The 14,032-nt window shown below is 34.4% G+C and carries 13 protein-coding genes; all 13 read left to right on the top strand.

Annotated features, from left to right (window positions below; all coding sequences use genetic code 11):
- Entirely contained in the window at positions 1–1,701 is a 1,701-nt protein-coding gene (locus tag ADH81_RS01185; protein ID WP_022524916.1) for an ATP-binding cassette domain-containing protein, read from the top strand.
- Positions 1,702–1,718: 17 nt separating this feature from the next.
- Positions 1,719–2,930 (top strand): ATP-grasp domain-containing protein, encoded by a 1,212-nt coding sequence (locus ADH81_RS01180; protein ID WP_049525908.1) that lies wholly within the window; start codon positions 1,719–1,721, stop codon positions 2,928–2,930.
- Between the two features lie 7 nt (positions 2,931–2,937).
- Positions 2,938–3,477: a hypothetical protein gene (locus ADH81_RS01175; protein ID WP_022524914.1), complete on the top strand. Its 540-nt coding sequence runs from the start codon at positions 2,938–2,940 to the stop codon at positions 3,475–3,477.
- Between the two features lie 22 nt (positions 3,478–3,499).
- A complete protein-coding gene (locus ADH81_RS01170; protein ID WP_049525906.1) occupies positions 3,500–4,339 on the top strand; it encodes a bis-aminopropyl spermidine synthase family protein in 840 nt (279 codons plus the stop codon).
- A 24-nt stretch (positions 4,340–4,363) separates the two neighbouring features.
- Positions 4,364–5,593 (top strand): ATP-grasp domain-containing protein, encoded by a 1,230-nt coding sequence (locus ADH81_RS01165; protein WP_022524912.1) that lies wholly within the window; start codon positions 4,364–4,366, stop codon positions 5,591–5,593.
- A 10-nt stretch (positions 5,594–5,603) separates the two neighbouring features.
- Positions 5,604–6,695: a hypothetical protein gene (locus ADH81_RS01160; protein ID WP_152904366.1), complete on the top strand. Its 1,092-nt coding sequence runs from the start codon at positions 5,604–5,606 to the stop codon at positions 6,693–6,695.
- Entirely contained in the window at positions 6,696–7,223 is a 528-nt protein-coding gene (locus ADH81_RS01155) for a hypothetical protein (RefSeq protein WP_049525902.1), read from the top strand.
- A gap of 180 nt (positions 7,224–7,403) precedes the next feature.
- Positions 7,404–7,814: a hypothetical protein gene (locus ADH81_RS01150; RefSeq protein WP_022524909.1), complete on the top strand. Its 411-nt coding sequence runs from the start codon at positions 7,404–7,406 to the stop codon at positions 7,812–7,814.
- A gap of 658 nt (positions 7,815–8,472) precedes the next feature.
- Positions 8,473–8,742 carry a DUF3173 family protein gene (locus ADH81_RS01145; protein ID WP_000450956.1) on the top strand — a complete coding sequence of 90 codons (270 nt, stop codon included), beginning with the start codon at positions 8,473–8,475 and terminating at the stop codon, positions 8,740–8,742.
- Entirely contained in the window at positions 8,714–9,901 is a 1,188-nt protein-coding gene (locus ADH81_RS01140; protein WP_049525899.1) for a tyrosine-type recombinase/integrase, read from the top strand. The genes ADH81_RS01145 and ADH81_RS01140 overlap by 29 nt, the downstream gene beginning before the upstream one ends.
- Positions 9,902–10,358: 457 nt before the next feature.
- Positions 10,359–11,282: a glycine--tRNA ligase subunit alpha gene (gene glyQ / locus ADH81_RS01135; RefSeq protein WP_049525898.1), complete on the top strand. Its 924-nt coding sequence runs from the start codon at positions 10,359–10,361 to the stop codon at positions 11,280–11,282.
- A gap of 264 nt (positions 11,283–11,546) precedes the next feature.
- Entirely contained in the window at positions 11,547–13,583 is a 2,037-nt protein-coding gene (gene glyS / locus ADH81_RS01130; protein WP_049525896.1) for a glycine--tRNA ligase subunit beta, read from the top strand.
- Positions 13,584–13,612: 29 nt separating this feature from the next.
- Positions 13,613–13,870, top strand: a complete 258-nt coding sequence (locus ADH81_RS01125; protein ID WP_000187071.1) for a DUF896 family protein — start codon at positions 13,613–13,615, stop codon at positions 13,868–13,870.
- The last annotated feature ends 162 nt before the right edge of the window (positions 13,871–14,032 follow it).

Below are 14,032 nucleotides of genomic sequence, written 5' to 3'. Positions count from 1 at the left end.
ATGGATTATATCAAAAGAAAATTCATGCCAGTATTTATTCTCTATGTGACTTTGTTAGTGATGACAAATACACTTTTTAACCTTTTTCCTACAGTATTAGTCTATCTCCTTACGGCCTACAGTGATCAATTTAATTTGTTTTTTATCTTAGTTATTATACTGTTCTATTTAATTTGTCGTTTAATATCAGATTTCGCAACTAAAAAGGCTGAAATGTTCTATCAGGTGTTATCTGAGTCAAAGAAGACTAAGATTGTATCAAAAATGTTGAGCCATACTTACTCAGAATTACAATCATCAGAGATTAGAACAAAGTTATCAAATACCTTATTTGCTATCGATAACCAGTCTCTTTTCATTCGATATTATGAAATTATTACTACACTAGTCTACACATTTGTAACATTGCTTTTTAGTGCTGCTATTCTTAGTAAGATCAATCCTTTTGTGGCACTAACATGTGTAGTGATAGTTGGGCTGTCTATTGGCATAAACGAGTTAAAAAAGAAAATACTATTGATGAGAACAAATAAGTTATTAAACATCAATAAGGGACTTAACTATTTTGAACAATTAGCAAAGAATGGACTGTTTTTAAGTGATAATAAAGTTTATGATCTATCTATTTTAGTAAATTCACAATTTCATCAGTATATAGCAAAGACAAATAAGACACTCCGAAAAGGGATGTATAGAGTTGCCTTTTTTGATGGTGTCAGTTCATTTTTAGGTGTGGCTAGTCTAGTTATCGGTTCAATCATGTTAATCACTCTATCAAAAAATCAAGCCTTTTCTGAACTTAGCCTCGCTATTACCGCACTATTTACTTTTGTTGGCATGATTGAAAACTCTTTTGCAGCTTACTTACAATTATTGACCGTCTGCACCCAACTTTCGTCTTATTATAGCCTAGATAAATTAAAATGTGTACCAAGTAATTTTGATGACACCAGTGAGTACGCTATTGAGATGAATAATATTTCTTACGCCTATACAGGAAGTAATAAAGTCATTGATAACCTTACAATGAAGATTAAAAAAGGAGAAACAGTAGCTTTAGTAGGTGAAAATGGAAGTGGAAAAACAACCTTAATTGGTATTATTGCCGGGATTCTAGAACCACAAACTGGATCTGTTTCTAACGGAGTAAATCATAATTATGCGTTTGTTCAACAAGAGTCAATCCAATTTCCAGAAAGTATAATAGATAACATTATTATTGATAAGGAGAAGGAGAGAAGCAAAATTGAGTCCGTTATTCAATCAGTGAATTTAGAGTCAATATTGTTGCAGGATGAAAATTTTTTAGGGAAAAAACTAAATCCCACTGTGAATGCTGACGGTATTAGCTTATCTGGTGGTCAATTCCAACGCTTAACAATTGCACGAGGATTATATCAAGATTCTCAACTACTTATTTTAGATGAACCAACTGCTTCATTAGACATTGAAAATGAGCATACCATATTTGAAACAGTCTCCAAGTTGCATGATATTGAGACAAAGGTATTTATTTCTCATCGACTTGCTAATTGCCAGATTGCAGACACTATCTATTTTCTAAAAGGTGGCAAAATCATTGAGACTGGTAGTCATGATGAGTTAATGACTAAAAAAGGTGCTTATTATGAATTGTTTAGCAAGCAGAGCAAAATTTATGTGGAAAATGACATAAATATTTTAGAGACGCACATAACTTAATTGGAGGGGAAACAAACATGAAGAAAATTATAGTACTTTTTGGACATAAAGCAGTTGTAAAGGCTGCTAAAGAACAAGGATTTTATGTTATCAATATACTTCAATCCAATATGTTACACAGTACATTTATTAAAGCATGTAATTTTGCAGATGAAACTGTGATCATAAATAATTTATCAGAATTAGATGGCTTAATTGATAGAATTGTATCTACTAACATTGTAGCTGGTATTGTTTCGTTTACTGATACTAGGGACGGAGTCTTAAAATCAGCTGTCTATTCTGAAAAGCTTTTATCTGAAAATCGGTTTGTAACCAAAGAATCGGTAGATATACTTATAGATAAAAAGAAAATGAGAGATTTTTTAAAGTCAATCAATTTAAAACTAGTGCCTAATATCGTTCCCAAAACTGTTGACGACGTGAGACAATTTTTAAAGGTCAATGGAAAATCAATTATAAAACCAGTTGCAGGTCAAGGAAGTCAAGATATCCTTTTGATATCACCTGAAGATAGATTCGAAGATATTTTTCCAAAACAACTTAATGAGTCGTTATCCAATGGATGGTTGATTATGGAAAAATTTATTGATGGTAAAGAAGTAAGCGTTGAGACATTAACTTATGATGGAGTTACACAGATATTTGGGATAACAGATAAGTATAAGATTCCGAAAGGGACACCTCACTCACAATTTGTTGAGAGTGGTCATGTCTTCTGTGCAAATTTAGAATCTTACCTTGTCAATGATATTTATAATAATGTTAGGAAAATCTTTAATCACCTTAACGTCAATACTACATTGGGACACACAGAAATGATAATTGAGAAGGGAACTAATGAGGTATATGTCGTGGAATCTCATCTAAGAGCTGGGGGAGATTGCATACCAGATTTAGTCGAAAATGTATCAGGTTATAATCCATACTATTTATTTTTTAAAGCGTTAGATGGTGAACAGCTGCCTTTAGTAACAAATAAAGGGAGGTCTGGAATATTTTATTATATCCCTGAGGTTGGTAAAATATCATCTGTTACAAAGCATTCTCATACTTTTTCAGATGATATTTATGTAAAAGATAGGCTTGATTTTACAACAATAGATGTCAACCCTATACAAAATTCATTTGATAGAAAATGGGGCTATATTATGTTGTCGGGAACTGATATAGAAGAGGCAGCTAGAAAATATTTTAGTGAGATCTGTATTGAGTATGAAAGAGAGTAATAGTTAAATGGATAACATTATATACATGAAGTACGGTGTACATGCCGGTGAAACAGTTGATAGTATAGTGAGGCGTAAACAAGATGAGATAGCAAAAGTTGGATATACTTTTTGGGGGTATGGGGGAAACTTTTGTCACCCTTTAACTCAAGTTCAACCTTTTGCAGAGAATGTCTATAAAAAAGGAGAAAAGCTTTATCTAGTTATGTCTTTAACAGAATCGAAGTTGAATAATACTCCCGATAAGAGTCATCACTTCTCGATTGATAATGTAGATTGGTCTCCCATAGATGAAAAAATTAATGTATTGGGTTCAAAATTTGCTTTGTGCATCAAAAATTTAACAGTTTGCAATTTTGATTTATCTTTGGATACATATTCTGTTGGAATCGGAAATAAATGTGGAACGATTTTGAGTGATTATATCCGTTATCGAGTGGATAAAGCGTGTGCAGTTAAAACAGATAGTTACACCACTAATCATAAGACGGTAAAAATTACACTGCTTGCAGAAGTAATAGCCCCCTTCGCAGTTTTTACAAAATAAAAAATAAAATAGGAGAAATGTTTTGAAAAATTTATTTGCTAACTTAAATCCTTCAATTTCACAACAAATGGTTAACTTGGCAGACCAAGTAACATATAGAAGGCCATCAGCTAACAGAACCTTTGACCAGATTTTTATGCATGGTGGTGATATGATACAACAAACAATGCTAATGCATAGTTTTTTAAGTGATAAAGATGTGCTATTTCTTGGTGATGGTGATGGAATGAGCATGATGTTTGGGTTGTTTGCAACACAAGGACTTACCTCTAAACCTAAGAGCCTCACTGTTCTTGACTTTGATGAGAGAATGGTCAATAACATTGATAAATTTTCTAAAGATTTCGAGTTTTCAGTTCCAGTGAAAGCTTCCATTTATAATGTCATTGATAAAGTTGATCCAGATCTAAAACAAAAATTTGACTTTTTCTATATAAATCCACCTTATGGTTCTAAAAATAAAGGATTAAGTACGATTGCTTGGTTACATAGATGTATGGAGTTATGTAAACAAGAGTCGTCTGGATGTTTGGTTATACCCTATGATGAGAATGTTTTATGGACTGTTGAAGCTATGAGAAATATTCAAGATTTTTTAATCAAAAGTGGTTTTGTAATTCGTGATATGGTTACGGGTATGCACAGTTATCACTTGCCTGAAGCACCAGGATTAACTTCAGCAACATTAATTGTTGATAGGGTTGAAAACACTTCATCTGAATTTGAAGGTCATATTCTTCCTAAAGAGTACGTAATAAATCTTTATGGTAAGGAGCGCGAAATTCCTAAAAATATAAGCGATGATGGAACGATTTATGGTTATCCAAATTATGATTGGATTTATGGAACAAAGTTTTGGTAATGTTAGAATTAGGAAGGAAACTTAATGAAAACATCAATATTTATTTTATTGGGTTTAAATAATTTTTTAGATTTTATCATAAAAGAAGCCCAGAATGTAGATCGAATACATATTATAACACCTGTAGAGAGTCTAGAATACACAGAGGACTACTTGGAAAATTTACTTACAGTTGAAACTGAAGTCACTATTTCAACCAATGTAAAAATAAAAAAACTAGAAGAATTAATCAGTTGTATCGGTTCAAAAGCCACTATTGAGCATATTTTTGCTTTTGAAGAATACTGCTTATTAAGTGCCGCATACTTACGGCAACATTTCAAAATTGATGGAAAAAAGCCAGAGGATGTTATCACTTTTAGAGATAAGAAGCTCATGATTGATGTGCTTGAAAATAGTGGTATAAACTCTGTTAAAATTCCATATACAGAGGACTATATAGATTATAGTCAGGTTGTGAGACTGCTAAAAAAATTTAAAAAAGTTATAGCGAAAAGAAAGGATGGTATGGGCTCCAAAGATATGGCAATTTTTACAAGTGATTTGTCTGATTTAGAGGTGAAAGAACTTGCAGAAAATATACGTAAAGATAAAAGCTATATAATTCAGGAATTTATAGAAGGTCAAGTGTTTCACTATGATACATTTGTTATTAATAAGACCCCAATAATTAATAACTTGATGATGTATCAAGAAAATCAATTTGAGTTTAAATCAAATAAATCTTTATCTGCAGTGTCAGTTAGTGATAGTCAACTTAGAGATAAACTTATAGATGCGGCTCATGAAGTTATAGCGTGCTATGGGATGGACAAAGTGACACTCCACTTAGAGCTTATAAATTCAGTCAATGGTATCTATTTTTGTGAGATTGGGGTCAGGCCGGGAGGGGCGGGAGTTGTCCCAGTCATTGAATCGTTATTTGGAACAAATCTTTTTGAAGTTGAGTATAACCTCCAATCAAATCATGAGGAACTAATTCCTAATGAAATAATTAGTCAAGTCAACCAGGGAGGATGGACTATAGTTTATCCTAAAAAGGGTAAAGTGACATTTGTGTCTGATGTTGATGAAATTTTAAAATTGGATGGAGTAAAATCAGCTGATGTATATATTAAAGCCGGGGACTCTTTAGGGCTTGGGAAACACTGTGCCACTAAAGTATTTCAATCTGTATATACTGCAGAAAATATTGATGATGTCCTTTCTTTAAAAGATAAAATACTAAATGAATTTAAATTTGAAACAGAATAAGGGGATAATGATGGATGCTACGTATTTTCCACTTTTAGGAATGAACTATATTTTAAATGATACTACACAGATTGTTGACTTAAAGATGGATGGAGTTAATAAGGTCAATATACTTTTGTGTGCGCAACCAAATAGTTACCCTCATTTTGGTACTTTAATTAACTTTATATTTGGATTTGCATATGCAGATATTTTAAGAAAAAAATATGGGGTAGAAGTTGAAGTAACATTGGATCTCTTAGAACATGCTAAAGGAGAAAAAGTAGTTCATGAGGAAAGTGTATATTTCAAGCCCTTAAACCATACGTATAGTAAGGATAGTAAGTTAAGTGATTATGAATTCTATCGTGTGTTTTTTGAAGAATTGTTGTCAGAATTAAGTGAACTCTCTGGTGTTGATTATAAAATCAGAACATTCAATGAGTTTCAAAAGGAACGTCATGCACGTCGGGCGCTGATTGATATGTATAATAATCATGATAGGATTGCCAAAATTATTACACCAAAAGAAAATAAACTTCGTACTAGACTAGCGTGTCCCCAGTGTGGTTTGTACAGCACAAATACTAAAGATACTAAAATCACAGTTTATAAGGATAAGTTAGAATTTAGCACAGAATGTCCAGAACATGGTTTCTGTGAATTGACATTTGATGAAACAAATGAAGTGGAAGTCAATCCCAATGTACCAATGAGAAATCTTATGAAAGGGATCTCTATCATTGAGAATGATGCCCAAAATAATACACTGAGTATTGTATTTGAAGGCGCTGATTGGGGTGGCGTATGGCCTCTGCGTGTCTATTATGAAGGATTGAAGGAAATGGGATATAACCAGATTCCGGCACTTATATATACACCACAAATTTTAGATCGTTCAGGTTCAAAACTTTCAAAACGTAAATATGTTGGAGGAGATTCAGCATATCGTGGCATGTATGATGAGTATATTGTTAATATCTCACTGATTAAAGATGAGCTAGGAGATGATGCGATTAAAAAGTTATGGAATGTCTTTTCACCTTGGGCAAGTGATCCAAAGTATTTCTTTAGAGATTACACTGTAAATTATTTGCTAGAGGTAATGAAGGAGGAGTTTTAATTGAAGAAAATTATTCTGAGTTTTAAACCGGAGTTCTTTAGAGCCTTATTAACCCAAAAGAAACATTTTGAATATCGTTCAAGAATTCCTGAACAACAAACGGTTGCTTACCTTTATTTATCTGCACCTGCTAAAATGATTGTTGGAAAAATGGTTATGGGGAAACGAAATGAGATTAAGTCATTCTTAAATGATTCTGATTTAAATAATGACTATTGTTTGAATTTAAACAATCATTATCGAGAAGGAGCCAAGTATTTTTCCGCTATTCATTCATTATCGCTTTTAGATAGCCCAGTTCTACTAGAGGAAGCTAAAAAGATGTCTCCTAATTTTTCTGCACCTCAGGGATATAGTTATATAAAAAATTATCAAGAACTTCATGATTACCTTGAAAAAGCTGATTATTCATTGTTTGAAATAAACCCGAATGAGAGTCTGGAGTTTCTCGGTTTATTTACTAGAGATATAGTTAACAAATTCAGTCAAGAAATTGAAACTCCCAGTTTTTTAGAAAAATTTATATAGATTTAAAGAGACCGAAACAGACCTTGTCAGATACATACAGACTGGCAAGGTCTTTTAGGTTCGAATATTTTTAATAAATCAAATATGTGAAACTTTTTACCTTACTTACTTTGTTCACTCCCTATAAAAATTCACTAATACAGTGAAGGCTATTGAAGTCATTTTATTCGGAGCAACAAGATGGAAAAAGATTATTACATTTTAGTAAATGGTAAGAAAGTTGAAGTATCAGAGAAAGTCTATAAGGCTTATTGGCAGTTAACAAATCGTGAGAATTATTTGAAACGTTTAGATGCAAAATATAATGTATTGCCGTTTTCAAGTTTTGGAGATTATGAATATGACATCCTTGATAAACTAGCAGACAAGTCCATAGATATTGAGAAAATTGTTGAGACTAGGGAGCTGTTGAAACTTCTTGAATTAGCTTTGTCAAAGTTAAATGATGAAGAGTATACCCTAATTTCGGATTTATATTTTAAAGAACTATCCATTAGAGCGTTAGCAGAGAAAAAACATATTCCTCCAAGTAGTCTGGCCTACCTGAGAGACAAGATTTTGAAAAAACTTAGAAAATTTTTTGAACAGTAAGGCATATTTTTCACTTAAAGAGTAAGAGACAAAAATGCCTATTGTTCATTGAAAATTGAATAGACCACGGTGGGACTTTCCTAGTTTGCCGAGCAATCTCACAAGACGCCAAGACCGTAAGCGAGCGATAAATCTTGATGAGACAATAGACCGACACTCTATGCCAAGACACATTCTAGGGACAATGATACTTCTAAACGTTGTTGCTTCTCAATCGTTAATAGAGGAGAGATGAGATTTCTATGTTGTGCGTCAGCACACCTGCCAATGTCGTAAAACTATAGTTTGATTTTAACTAGGAGAAATTTTATGGAGGCAATAATTGATTATTGTTTATTTTGTAGTATGTTAAATAGACTTTTAAGTCTAAAATTAATAACAAATGACGAATATCGTTTACTTTCAGAGATGTTACAAAAAAAAATTAAAAATAGTACAAATGTTAGTACTAAACTGGCTGACAAATTGATATAAGAGCGATTTTTAAACGATCAATAAAATAGAGCGATACTTTATATGCCATGATACGAATGATATACAATGATACTTCTGACCGTTCAGACTGCCACCGTAAAAGAGCAGCAAGTGAAATTCTTATGATGACTTCATCAGTCATGCCATGGATGTGAAAAAATCTAAGAAAGGAAGTAGTAAAATCATGGAAACAGTAAACTATAAAGATTTAGTTGCGATTGGTTTTCCAGAGCACACATCAAGAAATATTATTAGACAAGCAAAAAAGATTGCTGTAAAAAAGTTTGAAGAAGCTAGAAAAAATGATAAGAATGCGGTACAATTAGGATGTTCACCTTTCGATAATAAAAGGTTAGGCATTGCTCCTAAAAATATTGTAGAAAATTTAATTGGTATTTCTTTTTCAGATATAGAAGGTGAGAAAAATGGTTATATCAAAGACAAAGAAATATAAAGGTGTATACAAAGATTCAAAAGGAAAAATTTATTTTCAAATTGAATTAGGAGTTGATCCAATAACTGGGAAAAGAATCCAAAAGAAAGGAAGGAAAAATCAACAAGGACTACCGTTTAATTCTTTTAAGGAAGCATATGAAGAGATACTTCGTTTAAAACATGAATTTGTGAACTCTACTACTAATAATAGTTTTCTAACTTTTAGAGAGTTTATGGAAGAGATTTATTTAAAATATTATCAACAAAAAGTTCAATTTGTAACTTATCAGACCGCTTTACCACATCATCAATTATTTATTAAGCAATTTGGTAGTAAAAAATTATCAGATATTAGTACTATTGACTGTGAAAGATTTCGCTTAGCTATTATAGACAAGTATTCTAGTAACTATGCTAAAAATATGTGGTCTAGATTTAAAGCATGTCTGGGCTATGCAGAAAGATTGGGTTATATTGATAGAGTTCCTTTTAAAGGATTAGATAATCCTAGAGGAAAACACCCTGATACAAAATTTTGGACATTTGATGAATTTAAGAAGGTAATAAACTCTTTTGATATTAGTGAGTATGAGGGACTCCATAATTACATGACGATCTGGTTATATTTTATGACTGGTTTAAGAGTTAGTGAGGGTATTGCTCTTAAATGGGAAGATATTGATTTTGAACGTAAATGGATTCATGTTCATTCGACAATTGAGAAAGACAAAAACGGTGTATGGTATGCTAAACAACAAACAAAGACAGTAGCAGGGAATCGTAAAATTGATTTAGATGATTTTACGATTACAATACTTAGAAAATGGCGAGAAGTTCAAATCAAGAATGATGAAAAAGATTATGTAATATCACGTTTTGGTGCCCCCTTGTGTAAGTCTACAATTTCTAGGATAATAAAAAGGCATGCTAAGATTACTGGTGTACCAGAAATTACGGGGAAAGGATTAAGACATAGTCATGCATCTTATCTTATAAATGTGTTACATAAGGATACTTTATATGTTTCATATCGATTAGGACACGCTGATAAGTCAACTACGTTGAATACATATAGTCATTGGTATTATTCAGGTGATTCAACAATTTCAGAAGAGATTACAAACAGTTTAGATAATCTTGGATTATCAATTTACCTACCAAATTCCTGCCAGAGTTGAAAATTGAGGAATTAACCCACTAATACTGGGAGAAAATAGGATTTGCAAATTGTTACTCTTAAATAATAGAGCAACTACATTCGTAGCTTAAAAACATGATTAAACCGCTAGTCTTAGGAGTAGCGGTTTTCTTTTTATTCAAAAAGGGGCAGTTAAATTGATTTAGTTAAGAAATATATAGGACTAGTGATAAAATAATTTTACTTTTTCATTCCTTTTTGTTATAATAGACAGCAAGAAAGAATATCTTATCAGTAAATCCCAAGCGAGCCTGTGGTAGTGAGAGTCAGGTGATTGAGAGATGAGTGTGGCGCTTTTGGTAAATTTTAAAAAATAATGAAGTAATAAATTAGGGTGGAACCGCGTTTCTGACGCCCCTAGGTCACTTGACTTAGGAGCAAAGACACGGTTCCTTTTGTATTCTAGGTCGCAAGAATTTATAATAAAGGAGTAAATAATGTCTAAAAAATTGACTTTCCAGGAAATTATCCTTACTTTGCAACAATACTGGAATGATCAGGGTTGTATGCTCATGCAGGCTTATGATAATGAAAAGGGTGCGGGAACTATGAGCCCTTATACTTTCCTTCGTGCTATTGGTCCTGAGCCATGGAATGCGGCTTATGTAGAGCCATCACGTCGTCCAGCAGACGGTCGTTACGGGGAAAATCCAAACCGTCTTTACCAACACCACCAATTCCAAGTGGTCATGAAACCATCACCATCAAACATCCAAGAACTCTACCTTGAGTCATTGGAAAAATTGGGTATCAATCCTTTGGAACACGATATCCGTTTCGTTGAAGATAACTGGGAAAACCCATCAACTGGATCAGCAGGTCTTGGTTGGGAAGTTTGGCTTGATGGTATGGAAATCACTCAGTTCACTTACTTCCAACAAGTCGGTGGTTTGGCAACTGGACCTGTTACCGCTGAAGTTACTTATGGTTTAGAGCGTTTAGCTTCTTACATCCAAGAAGTAGATTCTGTTTACGATATTGAGTGGGCTCCAGGTGTTAAATATGGAGAAATCTTCCTTCAACCAGAATACGAACACTCAAAATACAGCTTTGAAGTTTCTGATCAAAATATGCTTCTTGAAAACTTCGAAAAATTTGAAAAAGAAGCTGGGCGTGCCTTGGAATTGGGTCTTGTTCACCCAGCCTATGACTACGTTTTGAAATGTTCACACACTTTCAACTTGCTTGATGCTCGTGGAGCAGTATCCGTTACAGAACGTGCTGGTTATATCGCTCGTATCCGTAACTTAGCCCGTGTCGTAGCTAAAACATTCGTAGCTGAACGCAAGAAACTTGGTTACCCACTTCTTGACGAAGCTACACGCGCTCAACTCCTAGCAGAAGAACAGTTACGAGAATAGAAAAAGGGCGAACAAAGTGAGCCCGTATGGCACCCAGAGGCGAGTTGAAGACTTGCTAAAGGGATAGGCACCGCCGTACTGATATCTGAGGATTTTTGAAACGTTAGGTTCAAAAATCAGTTTCCTAAATCCACTTTGATGAGACTGTTGGAAATCTTTGTCAAGAAGACAGAAGATTTCCCCACAGACTCACAAAGTTAGTTAGCAACGTCCCCAGTACCTAAGGTGCCTATCAAAAAGAAGAAATTTTGTAAAGGAAAAAACATGGCAAAAAATTTATTAGTAGAACTAGGACTCGAAGAGTTACCAGCCTACGTTGTCACACCAAGTGAAAAACAACTAGGTGAAAAAATGGCAGCCTTTTTGGATAATAACCGCCTTTCATACGAAGGAATTCAAACTTTTTCAACTCCACGTCGTTTGGCTGTTCGCGTACTTGGCTTGGCAGACCAACAAACGGATTTGACTGAAGATTTTAAAGGACCTTCTAAAAAAATTGCTTTGGATGCAGAAGGAAATTTCTCTAAAGCAGCGCAAGGGTTTGTCCGTGGTAAAGGATTGACTGTAGATGATATTGAATTCCGTGAAATCAAAGGTGAAGAATATGTCTACGTAACTAAGCATGAGGCTGGAAAACCAGCTGAGGAAGTTTTGGCTGGAATTCCAGAAGTATTGGCTAGTTTAAGCTTCCCGGTAAGTATGCACTGGGCAAACAATACCTTTGAATATATCCGTCCAGTCCATACGTTGACAGTTCTTTTGGATGATGTGGCACTCGATATGGATTTCTTAGATATTCATTCAGGAAGAGTTAGCCGTGGACATCGTTTCCTTGGTCACGAAGTAGAAATTCAACATGCTGACAGCTATGAAGAAGACCTGCGCAAAGTTTATGTTATTGCAGATAGCATTGAACGCGAAAATATGATTCGTGAGCAAATTAAGGCTATCGAAGCTGCAGAAGGTGTTCAGGTACAAATTGATGAAGGACTCTTGAATGAAGTTCTGAATTTGGTTGAATACTCAACTGCCTTCATGGGGAATTTTGATCCTAAGTACCTAGAGGTTCCAGAAGAAGTCTTGGTCACTTCAATGGAGACTCATCAACGTTACTTTGTAGTTCGTGACCTTGATGGAAATCTAAAACCAAACTTTATTTCTGTTCGTAACGGAAATGCAGAGTATCTGGATAATGTTATCCGAGGAAATGAGAAAGTCTTAGTTGCACGTCTGGAAGATGGTGAATTCTTCTGGCGTGAAGACCAAAAACTCAAGATTGAAGATCTTGTAGCTAAATTATCACATGTAACCTTCCATGAAAAGATTGGTTCACTTCGTGAGCACATGATTCGTACAGGGCAAATCGCTATCCTTTTGGCAGAAAAAGCAGGTTTATCAGTTGATGAAACTGTTGACCTTGCTCGTGCTGCAGCCATTTATAAGTTTGACCTCTTGACTGGTATGGTTGGTGAATTTGATGAGCTTCAAGGAATCATGGGTGAGAAATATGCTCTTCTCGCTGGTGAGAATGCAGCAGTAGCACAAGCTATTCGTGAACACTACCTTCCAGATTCTGCAGATGGTGCTCTTCCTGAGTCTAAAGTCGGAGCTATCCTTGCACTAGCTGATAAATTGGATACTCTCTTGTCCTTCTTCTCTGTTGGCTTGATTCCATCTGGTTCAAATGACCCTTATGCTCTTCGTCGAGCAACACAAGGGATTGTCCGTATCTTGGAAGAGTTCGGCTGGAATATTCCAATGGACGAATTGATTGCTAGCCTTTATGCCTTATCATTTGATAGCCTAACTTACGATAATCAAGAAGAAGTGCTTAACTTCATCAAAGCTCGTGTTGATAAGATGATGGGTTCTACTGCAAAAGATATTAAGGAAGCTGTTCTTGCAAGTTCAAACTTTGTTGTTGCAGATATGATTGAAGCAGCAGAAGCCTTAACTGAAGCTGCAAAAACTGAAAACTACAAATCATCAGTTGAATCCTTATCTCGTGCCTTTAACCTAGCGGAAAAAGCAGAAGGCTCCGTCAAAGTTGATACTAGCCTCTTTGAAAATGAACAAGAAAAAGAACTAGCTCAAGCTGTCGAAAGTCTTGAATTGAAAGGTTCAGCTAACGATAAATTGACGCAACTATTTGCCCTTAGTCCTGTTATTGATGCTTTCTTTGATAATACTATGGTTATGGCAGAGGATGTTGATGTTAAGAATAATCGTCTAGCTATTCTAACTGAACTTGTGAATAAAGCGAAAACAGTTGCTGCTTTTAATCTTCTTAATACAAAATAAAAATTAAAAAGTAGATTGGAGGTCCAAATATGACACCAGAAAAAATCGCTCGTATTAATGAGCTTGCGAAAAAGAAAAAAACAGAAGGCTTGACTGCAGAAGAAAAAGTAGAACAAGCTAAACTTCGTGAGGAGTATATCGAAGGCTATCGTCGTTCTGTTCGTCATCACATTGAAGGAATCAAAATCGTTGATGAAGATGGAAATGATGTGACTCCTGAAAAACTTCGTCAGGTACAACGTGAAAAAGGTTTGCATGGTCGTAGTCTTGACGATCCAAATTCATAAGTTGAATAAATTAAATACTCGGTTAGCCTATGCTAATCGAGTATTTGTTTTAAAAAAAGGAACCTAAAGAGGTTCCTTTAGTATTAAGTTTTATACTCATCGAAAATCAAATTCAAACCACGTCAGCTTCACCTTGCCGTACTCAAGTACAGCCTGCGGCTA

This window comes from Streptococcus pseudopneumoniae (assembly GCF_001072925.1).
Taxonomy (GTDB): domain Bacteria; phylum Bacillota; class Bacilli; order Lactobacillales; family Streptococcaceae; genus Streptococcus; species Streptococcus pseudopneumoniae_Q.
Note: the sequence above shows the minus strand (reverse complement) of the source record. Positions and strands in the feature narration are given on the sequence as shown.

What these genes read in the sequence shown, in the direction of transcription:
- ADH81_RS01145 (WP_000450956.1), top strand. Translation starts at nt 8,473, where the DNA reads ATGGAAACAGTAAACTATAAAGATTTAGTTGCGATTGGTTTTCCAGAG.
- ADH81_RS01175 (WP_022524914.1), top strand. Translation starts at nt 2,938, where the DNA reads ATGGATAACATTATATACATGAAGTACGGTGTACATGCCGGTGAAACA.
- glyQ (WP_049525898.1), top strand. Translation starts at nt 10,359, where the DNA reads ATGTCTAAAAAATTGACTTTCCAGGAAATTATCCTTACTTTGCAACAA.
- ADH81_RS01180 (WP_049525908.1), top strand. Translation starts at nt 1,719, where the DNA reads ATGAAGAAAATTATAGTACTTTTTGGACATAAAGCAGTTGTAAAGGCT.
- ADH81_RS01140 (WP_049525899.1), top strand. Translation starts at nt 8,714, where the DNA reads ATGGTTATATCAAAGACAAAGAAATATAAAGGTGTATACAAAGATTCA.
- ADH81_RS01125 (WP_000187071.1), top strand. Translation starts at nt 13,613, where the DNA reads ATGACACCAGAAAAAATCGCTCGTATTAATGAGCTTGCGAAAAAGAAA.
- glyS (WP_049525896.1), top strand. Translation starts at nt 11,547, where the DNA reads ATGGCAAAAAATTTATTAGTAGAACTAGGACTCGAAGAGTTACCAGCC.
- ADH81_RS01185 (WP_022524916.1), top strand. Translation starts at nt 1, where the DNA reads ATGGATTATATCAAAAGAAAATTCATGCCAGTATTTATTCTCTATGTG.
- ADH81_RS01150 (WP_022524909.1), top strand. Translation starts at nt 7,404, where the DNA reads ATGGAAAAAGATTATTACATTTTAGTAAATGGTAAGAAAGTTGAAGTA.
- ADH81_RS01160 (WP_152904366.1), top strand. Translation starts at nt 5,604, where the DNA reads ATGGATGCTACGTATTTTCCACTTTTAGGAATGAACTATATTTTAAAT.
- ADH81_RS01165 (WP_022524912.1), top strand. Translation starts at nt 4,364, where the DNA reads ATGAAAACATCAATATTTATTTTATTGGGTTTAAATAATTTTTTAGAT.